Raw genomic sequence first — 16,319 nt, 5'->3', positions numbered from 1 at the left:
CATCGACCCCGGACAGTCTGTCCAGTGGGTCGTAGTGATAGACCATTGATAGCGCTGCAACGCAAGGTTTCATGTTTAAGACCCCCTTCTAGGATCTGTGCCGAAGTAACGGTCCCAGTAGGGTAGTTGTGCATCCGGTAAATTAACCCCCCGGCCTTCATTCGCCAATCGAATAGAAATAATGCGGTGTCTGATTTGGTGCAGGCTTTGAACGTGCCTAATGCCCTGTAGCAGGGCTCTAAAATCCTGGCTGTCATCAGGCCCTAAGCTGCCAACCGGTGACACATTGAATAATTTAATACCCAAGTCATTGGGAGTGGACGCTGATGTTTCCCTACCCGTTGATATCAACCCTTGCTGAGCCTTGTGCATTTCTCTTGAAATAGCTTTGTTGTTTCTATTCAAACGAGCACGCTGTTCGATCAGGGTGCGCTCACTAAGACGTTTAAACGTCAGGTCAGCGTCTTGGGCATCGGTTTTGTAATGCCTTACGAGAGGCGCGTACTGTTGGGTTTGTTTATTTTGAATGGCGATCAAACGGTTTGTTTTTATTTCAGGAGGCGCCATGACGTTTATGCTGCGAAGAAAGCGCTTTATCCAATGCCCCGACGGGTCTGAGTTGTTAATTGGATCAGTGCAGTAGGCATACATGTTTATGCCTCCTTTTCCAAAGGGGCTCCAACTGTCCGGGCTATTAAAGCGCATTAATACCGGATTAAACGCCCGGTAACCTTGGCCCAATAAATAATGCCCTGTTATTGGCTCTGGTCGTTCGCCGTTAAACCCCCAACCTGTGAGCGCGGTGCCAATGGCGTGATAACCAAATGGCAAGTAAGCCCTCGTCTGCTGATGCCCCTCTGGGCTGACGCCATTGAGCACCGAGGCATGCTGATCGGTTGCCAGCAAGGTGGTGCCACGAGCAGCACCCTGTTGTTGCACTGCCAAGGGGTGTGAGTGCGTTTCAAAAAAACGGCTTTGCAGAGTGCCTTCAATTTCAGTGGCGATGCGGGTGTTGTTGTAAAAACGTTGAAGGCCGTTGCTGTCGGCCAGGCGATCCAAGGGGTCGTATTGGTAGACGCTGGTGTTGGGGTTGAATCGTGTGCTCATGCTGACCTCATGAAGGCTCACTAATGGGAAGCATGAGTCAGTATCAAAGTGCCGGTACGTTTTGCCTAGCTAGCAGATCTGTTAGGTAACGAGGTCGTGTACGACGTATTTGCCTATGCCGATGTCGCACAGTGGTGCTTTGACGGCAGCAGCAAGCTCTAAGCTGCAAGCGACACGTTAAAACTGCTTCACCTCCAACAACAAGGGTGAATACGATGGCTGACAATCGCGGTGTGGTGTACCTGGGCAATGGCCAGGTTGAAGTGCAGAACATTCCTTTTCCCAAGATGCAAAACCCTCAAGGCAAGCCGATCCATCACGGGGTGATCCTGCGGGTGGTGTCGACCAATATTTGTGGGTCTGACCAGCATATGGTGCGCGGTCGCACCACGGCGCAAGTGGGGCTGGTGCTGGGCCACGAGATCACCGGCGAGGTGATCGAAGCCGGGCGTGACGTTGAGCATTTGAAAGTCGGCGATCTGGTGTCGGTGCCGTTCAACGTGGCGTGCGGGCGTTGCCGCAGTTGCAAAGAGCAAAACACCGGCGTGTGCCTGACCGTCAACCCGGCCCGTCCCGGCGGTGCGTATGGCTATGTGGACATGGGCGATTGGGTCGGCGGCCAGGCGGAATATGTATTGGTGCCGTATGCCGATTTCAACCTGCTTAAACTGCCAAACCGCGACGCCGCCATGGAGAAAATCCGCGACCTGACCTGCCTCTCCGACATCCTGCCCACCGGCTACCACGGCGCGGTCACGGCGGGCGTTGGCCCCGGCAGCACGGTGTACATTGCCGGTGCTGGCCCGGTGGGCCTGGCCGCGGCGGCGTCAGCGCGCTTGCTGGGCGCGGCGGTGGTGATTGTCGGTGACGTCAACCCGATCCGTCTGGCGCATGCCAAGGCGCAGGGCTTTGAGATTGCCGACCTGTCCAAGGACACCCCGCTGCATGAGCAAATTGCCGAGTTGCTGGGCGAGCCGGAAGTCGACTGCGCGGTCGATGCCGTGGGCTTTGAAGCCCGTGGCCACGGCCATGACGGCGTCAAGCACGAAGCCCCGGCCACGGTGCTTAACTCACTGATGGGCGTGGTGCGGGTGGCGGGCAAAATCGGCATTCCGGGCTTGTACGTCACCGAAGACCCGGGCGCTGTCGATGCGGCCGCCAAAATGGGCAGCCTGAGCATCCGCTTTGGTCTGGGCTGGGCTAAATCCCACACCTTCCACACCGGGCAAACCCCGGTCATGAAATACAACCGCCAACTGATGCAGGCGATCATGTGGGACCGCATCAAGATTGCCGACATTGTGGGTGTTGAGGTCATCAGCCTCAATGACGCACCGCGTGGGTATGGCGAGTTTGATGCGGGCGTGCCGAAGAAGTTTGTGATTGATCCGCATACGTTGTTTAGCTGATCCTTAATTTGCTGTGAGGAAGCACTTACCTGTTCAGATAAGTGCTTTCTCGAACAAGCTAAGTTTTAGCGATTTTATTAAAGGTGCATTAATGGGGGGCGATGGGCAGAGCTTACTTCAACGTCTACCGCTTATTACATGTCTACGAAGAAAATCTCTGTTTCTCCTTATAGTGTCTGGAGAGAGTCTCTGTATTGGTTCAAATGAATCATTTGATTGATGTGCAATTGTTTGAACAGGTGTTGCGTTGCTATTTTTCGGGCGGTGTATATTCTGGCTTTCCCAGTAGCTGGGAGGTCGGTTTTTTTTGGCTTTGCCCGGTGTTGTTATAGGCGCTATTGTTATACCTGTATTGTCGTAAGCAGGAGCGGTTTTTCGGTAGGGTGGTGGAGATAAGTATTCTGTACTTGTAATGTTTCGTGTTCTAAAATTTCCGGCTGAATAAGGTGGCGGGGCAATGTCGCTGGCGACTTGGAGTCCGTGGGTAGTCGATATAGTCTCAGTCGCGGGAGTATATTTTTTAAGTACGTCAGCACTCACTTTTGTAACAAGTTTTTTTTTAGAAGATACACGTGAAGTAAATATGTTTTTTAAACCCTTCCATATATTGGGGAAATGACCTGTCGGGTCAACCTTGTTCAACGGGTCATTATCGCAATACGCATAAGCATTAATCCCTCCCTCCCCAAACGGGCTCCAACTGTCAGGGCTGTTAAAACGCATCAATACCGGATTAAACGACCGATACCCCTGGCCCAATAAATAATGCCCCGTCAGCGGTTCTGGTCGTTCGCCGTTAAACCCTGCGCCATTGAGTGAGGTGCCAATGGGGTGATGGCCAAAGGGCGAGTAAGCCTGCGCGTGCAGGGTACCCTCAGGGCTAACGCCATTGAGTACAGAGGTTTGCTGATCGGTCGCCAATAAGGTGGTGCCGGGCAAGCTGCCATGCTGCTGCAATGCGAGGGGTTGGGAGTCGGTCTCAAAAAACCGGCTTTTACGTTCGCCCTCAACCTCAGTGGCGATGCGGGTGTCGTTGTAAAAACGTTGAATGCTGTTGCTGGCTGCCAGCCGGTCCAATGGATCGTAGAGGTAGGTGCTGGCGACGGTTTTGCGCTGTTTGCTCATGGTGAACTCCCGGGAAAAGCGCGGACGAAGGGTTAGCTTCCCCCCTGGAGTCATGGGCTGTATAGCTAGCAGAACTGCTAGGTCGTAAGCGTTTAGACCTGCAAGCGCTGGCCCAGTACGTCGAGCAGGTCACAGCCGTCGCGCAGCAAAATGGCGCAAGGCTGGGTGAGGTATTTGAGGTCTACGCCGTCGGCGGCGCTCAGGTCTAAACGGTTGAGGCTTTCGAACAGTTGGGTCACGGCCAGAATGCGCGCCGCCGCATTGGCATGCAGCACGTCAGGCGGGCTTTGGCGGTCAATCAGCAAGCTGGGGATCAGGCAGTCTATTGCGGTCAGCGGGATGTATTGGTTCATAAAGTGCACTCTGGTGTGTTGAATATCGCTGCCACCTATTCGTCGCCAAACGAATAGGTGGCAGCTGCACGCAGGTTGGCGAACCGGAAACACACCACCCGGCAGACCCGAAGGTCTCCCGCGCACAGCTGCCATAACACAGCCTTGCGGGTGCAAAAAAGCCTGCAAAAAAAAACAGGATTTTTCGCATGGTGGTTTACAGGTCGCCAAACCCGGTCGCCATTGGGACGACCGGCGGACTATAAGCCCCCGACTCCAACCCGTGCAAACCTAAAACCTTGTAGGAGCGAGCTTGCTCGCGATCTTTTGAGGGTTAAAAGACAGCCAGCACAACCACTGCCGCCGCCACCACACAGGCGATAGCGACAAGGTTCAGCCCGCTCAACAACGGTCGCTTGGCCGCCACTTGAGGTTCAATGCGCGCCACAATCGCTTGCCACACACGATCGGGCACCGGGTCCTGGCCCACGCAGCCGTTCCATGCCCCGGCGCAGCCAGACTTTGACCGAACCCAGTGGCGCGACCAATTGCTCGGCTAATTCTTTGGCGCTGCATGCCATCCAGTTGCTCAAGGCAAGGCGGCTGTTGCAGGCTGCCCTGTTGTTGCAATGCTAGTGAGGTAAGGCGTTAATGCATTAATGGCTAAGCCGTATTTCTTATTTTAGAGCCATAGGTGACGGGGTTATATTCAGTGTTTAGAAAAGAGGGTAGATATTTTGACAGGCCTCGATTTTTATCAATTGAAAAGATGGTGTCATATTTAGAAGTTTGGCCATTTTTTAGTGGGGGCAATATTTTATCTGGGTCGACTGCTGTGACAGTGCCTATGTACGATTTTACAGGGCGGCCCGCTTCGGCTGACAGGTGTGCTGCGAATGAATTAGCATTGCCGTTTCCAGAGAAGCACATGATTGTACGTAGGCTGGAATAATCGTCCATTGAATAGCCGTTATTTACCGCAAGGGTGTGAAGGGATGAGGCATCAATAGCCTGATGATCATTGAAAAACATCCGGGTGTTTTGGGTGGAGTTGTCGCCGTGGCCAATAAAGTTAAGTCTTCTTTGTTTATGATAGGTGTCTTCGAACGTGACAATTCCTTCAGAAAGTCGTGTAACGTTTTTAGCTTTTTTAACTGCGCTGCCTTTAAATTTTGACACGGTCCTTATGTAGATACGCGAAAAAAAGTTAAGCAGAGCAGACGTGTAATGGCCTGAAGGATCGACCTGATTGACAGGGTCGCCAGTACAATACGCATACGCGTTAATCCCCCCCTCCCCAAACGGGCTCCAACTGTCCGGGCTATTAAAGCGCATCAATACCGGATTAAACGCCCGATACCCTTGGCCCAATAAATAATGCCCGGTCACAGGCTCTGGTCGTTCGCCGTTAAACCCTGCGCCATTGAGTGAGGTGCCGATGGGGTGATGGCCAAAGGGCGAGTAAGCCTGCGCGTGCAGGGCGCCCTCAGGGCTAACGCCATTGAGCACAGAGGTTTGCTGATCGGTCGCCAATAAGGTGGTGCCGGGCAGGCTGCCATGCTGCTGCAACGCGAGGGGGTGGGAGTCGGTCTCAAAAAACCGGCTTTTACGTTCGCCCTCGATCTCAGTGGCGATGCGGGTGTCGTTGTAAAAACGTTGAATGCTGTTGCTGGCGGCCAGCCGGTCCAATGGATCGTACAGGTAGGTGCTGGCGACGATTTTGCGCTGTTTGCTCATGCTGAACTCCCGGGAAAAGCGCGGACGAAGGTTGAGCTTCTCCCTGGAGTTTCACGCTGTATAGCTAGCAGAACTGCTAGGTCGTGAGCGTTTAGACCTGCAAGCGCTGGCCCAGTACGTCGAGCAGGTCACAGCCGTCGCGCAGCAAAATGGCGCAAGGCTGGGTGAGGTGTTTGAGGTCTACGCCATCGGCAGCGCTCAGGTCTAAACGGTTGATGCTTTCGAACAGTTGGGCACGGCCAGAATGCGCGCCGCCGCATTGGCATGCAGCACGTCAGGCGGGCTTTGGCGGTCAATCAGCAAGCTGGGGATGAGGCAGTCTATTGCGGTCAGCGGGATGTATTGATTCATGGCTTAGTCTCGTTGAAGTAAATGAGACTGCCGCCTACCTGTCGCCAAACAAATAGGTGGCAACTGCACGCGGGTTGGCGAACCGGCAACGAGACACCCGGCAGACCCGAAGATCTCCCGCGCACAGCTGCCATAGAGCAACTCTGCGGGTACGGATCATCCTGCAAAAAAACAGACGTTCCGCACTCATTGATCGGGTCGCCAAACCCGGCCGCCATTGGGACGACCGGCGGACTATAAGCCCCCGACTCCAACCCGTGCAAACCTAAAACCTTGTAGGAGCGAGCTTGCTCGCGATCTTTTGAGGGTTAAAAGACAGCCAGCACAACCACTGCCGCCGCCACCACACAGGCGATAGCGACAAGGTTCAGCCCGCTCAACAACGGTCGCTTGGCCGCCACTTGAGGTTCAATGCGCGCCACAATCGCTTGCCACACACGGTCGGGCACCGGGTCCTGGCCCACGGAGTCGGTCAGGCGGGCGAGGCTGGTTTGCCAGGCGGCGAGTTCTTCGCGCAACCCGGCGTCATCGACCAGCAGTTGTTCAAAGCGTTTGCTGGCGGCAGGCGGCATCAACCCGATGGCGTAATCGCCTGCCAGGGCACGGCGCAGGGTGGGGGTTTGATAATTCATGCTTCAAGGCCTCCACGCAGCCGTTCCATGCCCCGGCGCAGCCAGACTTTGACCGAACCCAGTGGCGCGGCCAATTGCTCGGCTAACTCTTTGGCGCTGCGGCCCTGAAAATAGGCAGTGGTAATGGTTTGACGCTGCATGCCATCGAGTTGCTCAAGGCAAGGCGGCTGTTGCAGGGCGCCCTCGGGCAGCTCGCGGTGCATGCGCAATTGCTCGATGGCCTGGTCGTGGGTGATGGCGATCATCCAGGCCACAGGGGCTGATAAATGGGGGTCGTATTGCGCGGCGTTTTGCCAGATGCGCACGAAGCTTTCTTGCACCACTTCTTCGGCCAGATCACGCTGGCTGATGCACTGCAAAGCCACGTTTTGCAGACGCGGGGCGACGCTACGATACAACGTTTCAAAGGCTCGGCGGTTGCCCAATGCACATTGGGCCAACAGCTTTTTGAGGTACTCGGCGTCGGAGATTAAGATGACCGTTATCCCATATATCAGGGGATGGCAATGTGCCATTCACGTGGAAAGATTAGTCCAAAATTCGTGGCTGTTCCATGCATTGGCCGATCATTTTTTTCTGATGTGCCGACTTGATTTTTGGCGGTTTTATCATCCTGTCTTGATAAGTGCCGGCCCGCTGTAGAGCGATGCCCGCGTCGTTCCTGTTTTGAATTAAGATTGCGCCCTGTTTGCTGAATGCTGGCTGTAGGGAACATCCGCAGCGGTGTTGAGTCTGAGTATTAGTTTTGCTGCTCCTTGGCGGGCAGCTTTTTGGTTGAAGAGGTCGATGCGATGAAAAAGTTGAGCGCAGTAGCACTGGCAACATTGATGAGCGTAGCGGTAACCCCGGTGTTTGCAGCAGGGTTTGACCTGGGCGCGGCAACCCAGCTCTTGGGCCAGGTACAAGGCGGCAACAGCGCCAGCTCTGACAAGTCGGTGCAGGCCTTGCAACTGCTGACCAAAGCCCAGCAGATGGGCGTCAAGCCAGAGCAAGCGGCGGGTGGCGTGGGGGCGATGTTGAGCCTGGCAAAAAACCAGCTGACAGCCAATGATTACGCAGCTCTGACCCAGCAAGTGCCGGGCATTAACAAGGTCACCGGCGCCGGTGCCCTGACTCAACTGAGTCAGTTCAGCGCGAAAAACCCGCAGCTTCAGGCCCTGGTGGGCCAGATCAACCCGGTGAGCAATGATGCCAAAGTGGCGGTCAGCAACGTGACCAACCAATCGCAATTGAACAGCGCGTTCCAGGCGCTGGGCATGAAAAGCAGCATGGTCCAGGAATTCGCCCCTGTGATCACTCAGTACCTGGGCCAGCAGGGGGTTGCCAGCCCGCTGCTGACCACCCTGGGTACGCTGTGGGGCATCTAAGGATTAGCCGCGCTCAGCGCGCAATGTGCTGATGCGCTGGTCTTTTTTGATCCAGAGCTGGTTGACCCAGCTCTGGATCTGCTCGCGAAACACCGGATCGTTCTCGTAATCACCCTGGCACAGGGCCGGATCCAGTTCGCGGGTCTGGATATCAACAATCACTTTGGGCACTTGCCCACTGATCAACGCCCAAAACCCCGGAATTTTTGCCTGTGGATACACCACGGTGACGTCGAGCACGGCGTCCAGCTGTGGGCCCATTGCCGCCAGTACAAACGCCACGCCACCCGCCTTGGGTTTGAGCAGGTAGGTGTAGGGCGATTGTTGCTGGGCGCGTTTGGCCGGGGTAAAGCGGGTGCCTTCCAGGTAGTTGACGACCGTTACCGGCTGGCGCTTGAACAGCTCGCAGGCGGCTTGGGTGATCTTGAGGTCCTGGCCCTTTAACTCAGGGTGTTTGGCCAAAAAGGCTTTGGAATAGCGCTTCATGAAGGGGTAGTCGAGCGCCCACCAGGCCAGGCCCAGAAACGGCACCCAGATCAGTTCTTTTTTAAGGAAGAACTTGAAGAACGGCGTGCGGCGGTTCAAGCCTTGCATCAACGCCGGGATATCGACCCACGATTGGTGGTTGCTGATCACCAGGTACGAGGTGGTGCGGCTGAGGTTGTCGGCGCCGCGAATGTCCCAGCGGGTGGGCAGGCACAGGGCGAAAATGCGTTTGTCGATCTCGGACCAGGTTTCGGCGATCCACATCACGGCCCACGAGTTGTAATCGCGCAGCCGGCCCGGTGAAATCAGCTTGAGCAGCGCGAACAGCATGAGCGGGCCGAACAGAATGAGGGTGTTGCACAGCAACAGCAATGTGACCAAACAGCCGGTGAGCAGGCGGCGCATAAGTAACTCTTGAACATTTAAGGACCCGCCATGATAAGCAGCGTGTTGCAGAACGCCAAATCAGAGTGCTAACAAATGTTTCGAGCGCTATAGGCTATTTTCCTCTGTGGGAGCGGGCTTGCTCGCGATAGCATCATCACGTTGCTTCAGGCGGACCGGGTTGCCTGAATCGCGAGCAAGCCCGCTCCCACATGAACCAATGGTAAATAAAGGGTCTAACCCGCACCCCTAAAAGGAAATGACCGCCATGAAGTCTGTTTTAGCCTTGCTGTCTGTATTGGCGTTGCCGGTGATGGCCGCCGAACCGACCCTGTACGGGCGTTATGAGTACATCAAGCTGCCGGAAATCGGTGAGACGCTGAAGGCCAAGATGGACACTGGCGCCTTGACGGCGTCGCTGTCGGCCAAAAACATTCAGACCTTCACCCGTGACGGTGAAGAGTGGGTGCGTTTCCAACTGGCCACCCCGGACGCGGGCAGCAAGGTGTATGAGCACAAAGTGTCACGCATCAGCAAAATCAAAAACCGCGCCGACGAAGACGAAGACAAAGATGAAGTCAACGTGGCCAAGCGCCCGGTGGTGGATCTGGAGATGTGCCTGGGCAATGTCAAACGCACCGTAGAGGTGAACCTCACCGACCGCAGCAACTTCAACTACCCGCTGTTGATCGGGGCCAAAGCGCTGCGTGAGTTCGGCGCGGCGGTGAACCCGGCGCGACGCTATACGGCGGATCAGCCTGGGTGTTAACGGGGTTGATACTCCCGCACGTGTGATGAGCGCGCGCGGGAGTACTGTGAGTGGTGGTATTAATAAAGGTTAGCGAGCGCTTCGAATATTTAAAATGGCATTTACGTGAGTCCTGATGTCGTAGGCCAATTCTAGGGCGTAATCATTGTCGCTAGGTGTGGGGATTTTCTGGTTGAAAGGTCTGTTGTAAGAGCTACCTGTCGCGTCAACGAATTTTTTGTATGCATCGTCCAGCGCTGTTGGGTCTATCGAGTTACCCGTTCTTAACACACTAAGGTCTGATCTGAGCTGACGGTCTGCTACTCGAACACGCTGCTGTTTAATAATTGATTCGTCGATTGTTGTTGCGATTTTTTTCATCGTTTTTGCATTGAGGTCCGGGTGCGTGATTTGAAGTTCCTTGATCACCTTGTTTATCCCGAAATCCCGTGTTTTTGAGCGTTCACCGAGAATTGTTTTCAGCTTAAGGGTTTCATTTTTTGAGGTAACTTTGACAAAAATGCCCTTATCAATTGTTGTTGAATAGTTGCGTCCAAATTGATTGCCTATGCCTTTAAACAACGACCGCCAAAAGTGCCCTGTGGGGTCGGTTCTATTCACCGGGTCGCCTGCGCAATACGCATACGCATTAATCCCCCCGTCACCAAACGGGCTCCAACTGTCCGGGCTATTGAAGCGCATCAAGACCGGATTGAATGCCCGATAACCATTACCCAATAAATAGTGTCCGGTTGTTTTGTCGTCGCGTTCACCATTAAATCCCAGTACCCGTTGTTCATCGGCGGGGCTATAACCGGCTGCGGTGTAGGCGACGGGGGTGTGTTGTTCGCCCGTGAGTGTGGCCAGGGTTGAGCGTTTGTCGTCGTGGGCGATCAAGGCGGTTTCAACACCGCGGGGGGTGGTGGTCAGTTGCGCTAACACTGCGTTGTCGGTTTCAAACACGCGATACGCCGTATTACCTTTAATTTCGGTGGCCACCCGGTCGTTGTTGTAAAACACCTGTGTTTTGTCACCCTCTGAGCCACCACTTTTTACATGGCGGTCCAGCGGGTCATAGGCGTACTGGTGCAGCAGCACTTTCTTTTTTGCAGACATGGTCTTAACCCTTTATCACTTCCTCTATGAAGCCATTAGAGATAGCGGGTTAAAACCGTGAGCGGTACTGACAGAACGGCTAGGTTTGTGTGCCGTTGGTCGCCAAGCCATTGGGTAGCGCACGGGTCAGCGCTTGAGCAGCCCGCGCACGCTGATCCACACCGGGATGCCCAGGCCGATCCAGCTCAGGGCGTCCCATGCGCCTTCGCCCAGCAGGGCCGCGAACAAGCCTGTGGCGCTGACCAGGCCAACCGCCAGTGGCACGCTAAAGACTTTCCAGAAGTTGGACTGGCGCGGTTTCATCGGGTGCTCTCCTTGCGGGCCTTGCGCCGTACCCACCACAAGTACAGGCCGCTGCCGAGCACAATAATGGTCAGCAGATCGAGGGCCGCCCAGAGTATTTTCATTGGCATGCCGCCGTAGTCACCAAAGTGCAGGGGCTGGGACATGCCCATGGCGTTCATGTACCAGGGGCGGTCGCCGACGGCGGTGACGTCCAGCGTACTGGCGTCGATCAACACCGGTGTCAGCAGGTGCGAGGTGAGGTGGGTGCTGCCTTTCATAAAGACGGCGTAGTGGTGTTCGCTGGAGAAGCGCGTGCCGGGGAAGGCGATAAAGTCCGGTTGCATGCCGGGTGCGGCCTGGTGGGCGATCTCCAGCAGGTGAGTGGCCGGGGCGTGCCGGGTGAGGGGCGGGGCATTGCGGTAGGGTTCAACCATGGCGCTGAGGCTGTCGTTGCGCCAGGCGTCGATGATCAGGTCGGCGCACGCGCTGATCACCCCGGTCACGCCCACCACCAAGGCCCAGGTCAGAGTCACCACGCCGATCAGGTTGTGCAGGTCGAGCCAGCGCAGGCGGCGGGATTTGTCGGTGCGCACGCTGGCAAATTCATTGCGCCGCATAAACGGCAGGTACAGCACGGTGCCGGAGATGATCGCCAGTACAAACAGGGTGCCCATAAAGGCCAGCAGCAGCTTGCCGGGCAGGCCCGCGAACATGTCTACGTGCAGGCGCAGCATGACCATCATGAAGCCGCCATTGGCTGATGGCACTTCAATGGGCTGGCCGGTGCGGGTGTCGAGCATAAAGGTGTGGGACGAGTTGGGCTCGGTGCCAGCGGTGGCGGCCATGATGGCGTAGACCGCGTTGGGCTCGTCTTCTTCCCAGCCGAAATACTGCATGACCTCGCCGGGCCGATGCGCCTCGGCGGCCTGCACCAGTTGCTGCAAATCGAGCTGTGGCGTGCCTTCGGGCAGTGCCTGGACTTGCGGCGTATTGCCCAGCAGGTGATCGATTTCATGGCTGAAAATCAACGGCAAACCGGTGAGTGCCAGCATCAGCAAAAAGGCGGTGCAGATCAGGCTGGTCCAGGTGTGGATAAAGGACCAGCGGCGAATGGTTTTGCTTTTCATGAAGGTCCCAAATGTAAAAACACCCTTGTCCCTGTAGGAGCGAGCTTGCCTCGCGATCTTTTAAAAGCTCGCGCCTACAGAAGCCGGTTTAGCGGGTTACCACTTGTAGTCAACACTGGCCATGATGTTGCGGCGGTCACCGTAGTAGCAGTAGAAACCGTCGCACGTTGACAGGTATTGCTTGTCGAAAACGTTATTGGCATTGACCGACACGGTGGCGCCTTTAAGGGCTTTGCTGACCTTGCCGAGGTCGTAATGCACGGCCGCGTCATACACGGTGTAGGCGTCTGTATGACCGTAAGCGGCGTCAGCCACGTAGCCTTTGCTGCCAATGGCGATATTGTCGGTTTCGCCGATGTAACGCGCCCCGAAACCAATGCCGAAGCCTTCCAGTGCGCCTTTGTGCCAGGTGTAGTCAGCCCAGATGGAGGCCTGATGCTCGGGTGTCAGCGGCAGCGGGCGGTTTTTGTCCAGCGGGTCTGAAACTTTGGTCATTTTGGTGTTGGCGTAGGTGTAGGCGGCGGTCAGTTTGAGGTTGTCGTTGACGTTGCCCACGGCCTCCAGTTCCAGGCCTCGCACGTTGGCTTCACCCAAGGGGCGGCTCACGCCAAGGGTGTCGCTGAGCACGATGTTTTTGCGGGTCAGGTCATACACGGCGGCAGTGAAGAGCATCTCGCTGCCCGGTGGCTGGTATTTAAGGCCCAATTCGTATTGCTTGCCTGTACCGGGCTTGAACGCTTTGCCGCCAAAGCCCCCCGGTTCGGCCTGGAACGACTCGGCATAGGACACGTAAGGGGTGAACCCGGAGTCGAACACGTAGCTCAGCGCCGCATTGCCGGTAAAGGCGCTGTCGTCGCGTTTGTCGCGGGCATCGTTCTGGTTGTAGAAGGTGGTGTCGGTGTGCAGCCAGTCTTGACGCCCGCCCAGGGTCAGACGCCAGTTATCCAGCGCCATCTGGTCTTGCAGGTACAGGCCGGTGTCGCGGGTTTTCTGGTTGTAATCGTTGTAGGCGGTGTAGTTGACGTGGCTGAAGTCTTGCCCGTAGATCGGGTTGTTGATGTTACTGACCGGGGCAACGCCGTATTGCCATTTGTAGCTGGTATCGACGCGCTGATGATCAAGGCCGATCAGCAGCGTGTGCTTGAGCGCGCCGGTGGTGAAGTCGGCTTGCAGGTTGTTGTCTACGGCGAACTGGCTGATGTCTTCGTCCACGATGTTGGCCCCGCGCTGGACGGTGCCGTCATCGGCCACCGAACCAAAGTAACCGCCGGCGGTGATGCTCTGAAAGGACAAGTCACTTTTGGTGTAACGCAGGTTTTGGCGGAACTGCCACACATCGTTCAGGCGATGTTCAAAGGCATAGCCGAGCGCGTAGTAAGTTTTGTCGTAGAACTCCCAGTCCGGATCACCGAGGTTCTTGTGGGGCTTGACCTTGCCTGCCGGGGTGGACACCAGCGTGCCCTGAATCGGCAAGAACTGGCTGGTGGTGCCGGTGTCATCGCGGTTGAACTGGCTGAGGAAGGTCAGCGTGGTGTCCGGGTCGATGTTCCACGTCAGGCTCGGGGCGATGTTGTAGCGCTTGTCATCGGTGTGCTCGATGGTGGTGTTGCTGTCACGCACCACGCCGCTGACGCGATACAGAAAACGCCCTTCGTCGTCTATCGGTCCCGTGCTGTCAAAGCTGATTTGCTTGCGCTGGTAGCTGCCGATTTGCAGTTGTACTTCGTGGCTGGCGGTGTCTTCGGGGCGACGGCTGACCATGTCCAGCAAGCCGCCTGCCGGGGTTTGCCCGTACACCGATGAAGCCGGACCGCGCAGCAAGGCGACGCGCTCCAGGTTCCAGGTGTCCAGCTTGGGCATGGTGTACGAGCCTTTGGGCAACGGCAGGCCATCGAGGAATTGAGTGGGTTCAAAGCCGCGCACTTTCAGCCATTCCGAACGGCTGTCGCTGCCATAGCTGCTGGCGGTCACGCCGGGCATGTAACGCACGGCGTCGTCGAGGTTTTGCGCCGCGCGATCTTGCATCTGGCTGCGCGTGGCGACCGAGATTGAGCGTGGGGCTTCTGCCAGCGCGGTGTCAGTTTTAGTGCCCGCCGCTGAGCGCTGCGCCAGGTAGCCGGTGACTGGCCCCCAAGCACTTTCGTATCCGCCCTGAGCGGAAATCGTGGTGGCTTCCAGGGCCACGGCGCCCTGCGTGATTGCGATCAGGGTGTAGCTGCCTGCGCTGCCCGGCACCAACTGCAACCCCGTGCCGCGCAACGCTTCACGCAGCGCCGTGGTGGGTTCGAAGGTGCCCTGCACGGGTGCCGAGGTTTTGCCGGCCAGCAATGCCGGGTCCATGGCCAGGGTCAGGCTGGCCTGGCTGGCAATCTGGTTGAGCGTCGCGGCCAACGGCCCGGCGGGCAGGTTGTAGCTGCGCGAGGTGGTATTTTGTTCGGCGGCTATTAACGCGGTGCTGGCCAGCGGTGTGCCGAGGGCAATGGCCAGGGTCAACAGGCTGGGGCGCAAAAACGTATCGAAGGTGCGGGACATTCGGCGGATTCCTGAATGGAAATTGTTCTCAATGACTAGGAGCCGAACGAGCAGCGAAAAGTGATAGGGCTAATTGAAAATAATCTGCATTTATTTTTCTGGCGCCGGGGCGACGGTGATCCACCACGGGGTGAGCTGTTTGACCTTGACCGGCAGGATCGGCGGCAGGGCATTGAGCGCCAGCTCGAGGTTGTCCAGCGGGAAGCTGCCGGTGATGCGCAGGTCGGCCACGCGCGGATCAACGCCCAGATGCCCGCGGTGGTAGCGATTGAGTTCGCCGACCATGTCGGCCAGGCGCACGTTGTCGAGCACCAGCATGCCGCGTGTCCAGGCGTCGGCCCCGGCGGTGACGGTGAGCATTTGGCCGAGGTGGTCGCGGTGCATGAGCACTTGCTGGCCTGCGCTGAAGATGACGTCCTCAACGCTGTTTTCGGGGTGCGCCGCCACGCGTGATTGCAGCACGCTCAGGCGTGTGCCGTCGTCTTCGCGCTTGACCATAAACCGCGTGCCCAAGGCCCGCAGGGTGCCGTCGCGGGTTTGCACGACAAAGGGTCGCGGGTCGCCGTGGCCGGTCTGCACCATGATCTCGCCGGCTTGCAGGATGATGCGCCGGGTGTCGCCATCAAACTGAACATCTACCGCGCTGTGGGTGTTGAGGTTGATCACGGTGCCATCGGCCAGTTGCAACTGGCGTTGCTCGCCGGTGGCGGTGCGTTGGTCGGCCATCCAGTAATCCAACGGCAGGTAGTTTTTGCCCGCGAACAGGGCCAGCCCGCACACCAGCGCAATGCTCGCCAGGCCGCTGCCGAGTTTGCGCACCCGCTGATGCACGCCGCTGCGGGCGTTACGCAAGGCATTGCGTGCGGCCAGGCTGGTGCTGCTGAAGCGGTGGTCGAGCATGCCCAGTTGTTGCCAGGCGCGGGCGTGCTCTTCGCTGGCGGCGTACCACTTGTCGAATTCGGCCTGTTGCACCGGGCTGCCATTGCCACAGTCCAGGCACAGTTGCCAGGCAATGGCCGCGTCGAGCACGCGGGCTGACACCGGTTTGGAACTGATCGCGCTCACGTCGGCTCGCCATACAGCGCGATGTAGCACTGGCGCATGCCTTGGGCCAAGTACTGACGCACACGCGGCACCGACACGCCCAGGCGCTGCGCGATGTCGGCATGGGGCAGGCCATCGAGGCGGCTGTATAAGAATGCCGCACGGGCCTTGCTCGACAACTTGCCGAGCAGGCGGTCGATGGCTTTGAGGTCTTCGAGGATCAGGTGTTGTTCTTCGGGCGAGGGCTGCTCGGCCTCGGGCAGTAGCGTCAATTCGTTGAGGTACGCCTGCTCCAGGGCGGCGCGGCGAAAGTAGTCAAACAGCAGGCCCTTGGCGATGGCCGCGAGAAACGCCCGGGGCTCACGCGGGGCGCTGAGTTCGCTGCGACCCAGCAGGCGCACGAAGGTGTCCTGGCTCAAGTCCTCGGCGCGTTGCGGGCACGCCACATTGCGCCGTAACCACGCCAGCAGCCAAACGCGATGGTCGCGGTAAAGCGAGCCAACCAGTTCGTGCTGAGGGTTTTGGAGTGAGGACAAC

At 57.3% G+C, this 16,319-nt stretch carries 16 protein-coding genes and 2 pseudogenes; 3 read left to right on the top strand and 15 right to left on the bottom strand.

Going from position 1 to position 16,319, the window contains the following annotated elements; translation table 11 throughout:
* Positions 1-75: 75 nt before the first annotated feature.
* Positions 76-1,107 (bottom strand): RHS repeat-associated core domain-containing protein, encoded by a 1,032-nt coding sequence (locus TU84_RS25745; RefSeq protein ID WP_082148778.1) that lies wholly within the window; start codon positions 1,105-1,107, stop codon positions 76-78.
* Between the two features lie 215 nt (positions 1,108-1,322).
* Here TU84_RS25745 and fdhA point away from each other — a divergent pair, with 215 nt between their 5' ends.
* Positions 1,323-2,516, top strand: a complete 1,194-nt coding sequence (fdhA, locus tag TU84_RS20515; RefSeq protein WP_048372319.1) for a formaldehyde dehydrogenase, glutathione-independent — start codon at positions 1,323-1,325, stop codon at positions 2,514-2,516.
* Between the two features lie 117 nt (positions 2,517-2,633).
* On the opposite strand, the gene TU84_RS25740 is transcribed toward fdhA, so the two are convergent.
* The 7 genes and pseudogenes from TU84_RS25740 to TU84_RS20485 all read right to left on the bottom strand — a co-directional run bounded on the left by TU84_RS25740 (position 2,634) and on the right by TU84_RS20485 (position 7,208).
* The gene (locus TU84_RS25740) at positions 2,634-3,641 is read right to left on the bottom strand and encodes an RHS repeat-associated core domain-containing protein (protein ID WP_241486423.1); all 1,008 of its coding nucleotides are present in this window, start codon (positions 3,639-3,641) and stop codon (positions 2,634-2,636) included.
* Between the two features lie 92 nt (positions 3,642-3,733).
* Entirely contained in the window at positions 3,734-3,994 is a 261-nt protein-coding gene (locus tag TU84_RS20505; RefSeq protein ID WP_048372315.1) for a hypothetical protein, read from the bottom strand.
* A 313-nt stretch (positions 3,995-4,307) separates the two neighbouring features.
* On the bottom strand, positions 4,308-4,463 hold the full coding sequence (locus TU84_RS26215) for a hypothetical protein (RefSeq protein WP_162207695.1): 156 nt from the start codon (positions 4,461-4,463) through the stop codon (positions 4,308-4,310).
* A 173-nt stretch (positions 4,464-4,636) separates the two neighbouring features.
* On the bottom strand, positions 4,637-5,710 hold the full coding sequence (locus tag TU84_RS25735) for an RHS repeat-associated core domain-containing protein (protein ID WP_082148776.1): 1,074 nt from the start codon (positions 5,708-5,710) through the stop codon (positions 4,637-4,639).
* 91 nt (positions 5,711-5,801) lie between these two features.
* A pseudogene (locus tag TU84_RS20495) lies at positions 5,802-6,061 on the bottom strand (short-chain dehydrogenase).
* Positions 6,062-6,384: 323 nt separating this feature from the next.
* Positions 6,385-6,693, bottom strand: a pseudogene (locus TU84_RS20490) (anti-sigma factor); the annotation flags it as partial.
* On the bottom strand, positions 6,690-7,208 hold the full coding sequence (locus TU84_RS20485; RefSeq protein WP_082148775.1) for a sigma factor: 519 nt from the start codon (positions 7,206-7,208) through the stop codon (positions 6,690-6,692). The gene TU84_RS20485 and the pseudogene TU84_RS20490, both read right to left, overlap by 4 nt.
* A 276-nt stretch (positions 7,209-7,484) precedes the next feature.
* Between TU84_RS20485 and TU84_RS20480 the strand changes: the two genes are divergently transcribed.
* Positions 7,485-8,060, top strand: a complete 576-nt coding sequence (locus TU84_RS20480; protein WP_048372375.1) for a DUF2780 domain-containing protein — start codon at positions 7,485-7,487, stop codon at positions 8,058-8,060.
* A 3-nt stretch (positions 8,061-8,063) separates the two neighbouring features.
* On the opposite strand, the gene TU84_RS20475 is transcribed toward TU84_RS20480, so the two are convergent.
* On the bottom strand, positions 8,064-8,951 hold the full coding sequence (locus TU84_RS20475) for an acyltransferase (protein ID WP_048372313.1): 888 nt from the start codon (positions 8,949-8,951) through the stop codon (positions 8,064-8,066).
* A 247-nt stretch (positions 8,952-9,198) separates the two neighbouring features.
* Between TU84_RS20475 and rloA2 the strand changes: the two genes are divergently transcribed.
* Positions 9,199-9,699 (top strand): retropepsin-like aspartic peptidase RloA2, encoded by a 501-nt coding sequence (rloA2, locus tag TU84_RS20470; RefSeq protein ID WP_048372311.1) that lies wholly within the window; start codon positions 9,199-9,201, stop codon positions 9,697-9,699.
* A gap of 69 nt (positions 9,700-9,768) precedes the next feature.
* Here rloA2 and TU84_RS26365 read toward each other — a convergent pair whose 3' ends face one another.
* The 6 genes from TU84_RS26365 to TU84_RS20445 form a co-directional block, all read right to left on the bottom strand.
* Positions 9,769-10,794 (bottom strand): RHS repeat-associated core domain-containing protein, encoded by a 1,026-nt coding sequence (locus TU84_RS26365; RefSeq protein ID WP_053225283.1) that lies wholly within the window; start codon positions 10,792-10,794, stop codon positions 9,769-9,771.
* A 126-nt stretch (positions 10,795-10,920) separates the two neighbouring features.
* Positions 10,921-11,097, bottom strand: a complete 177-nt coding sequence (locus tag TU84_RS26320; protein WP_088500405.1) for a hypothetical protein — start codon at positions 11,095-11,097, stop codon at positions 10,921-10,923.
* Positions 11,094-12,206, bottom strand: coding sequence for a PepSY-associated TM helix domain-containing protein (locus TU84_RS20460; RefSeq protein WP_048372309.1), 1,113 nt, complete (start codon positions 12,204-12,206; stop codon positions 11,094-11,096). Before TU84_RS20460 ends, TU84_RS26320 begins: the two co-directional genes overlap by 4 nt.
* A gap of 96 nt (positions 12,207-12,302) precedes the next feature.
* Positions 12,303-14,738, bottom strand: coding sequence for a TonB-dependent siderophore receptor (locus tag TU84_RS20455; protein ID WP_048372307.1), 2,436 nt, complete (start codon positions 14,736-14,738; stop codon positions 12,303-12,305).
* Between the two features lie 90 nt (positions 14,739-14,828).
* Complete coding sequence (locus TU84_RS20450; protein WP_048372305.1) at positions 14,829-15,803, bottom strand: FecR family protein; 975 nt, start codon at positions 15,801-15,803, stop codon at positions 14,829-14,831.
* Entirely contained in the window at positions 15,800-16,318 is a 519-nt protein-coding gene (locus TU84_RS20445) for an RNA polymerase sigma factor (protein ID WP_048372373.1), read from the bottom strand. Before TU84_RS20445 ends, TU84_RS20450 begins: the two co-directional genes overlap by 4 nt.
* Between the last annotated feature and the right edge of the window lies 1 nt (position 16,319).

The organism is Pseudomonas helleri, assembly GCF_001043025.1.
GTDB classification, from domain to species: domain Bacteria; phylum Pseudomonadota; class Gammaproteobacteria; order Pseudomonadales; family Pseudomonadaceae; genus Aquipseudomonas; species Aquipseudomonas helleri.
This window is presented reverse-complemented; position numbering and strand designations above follow the sequence as displayed.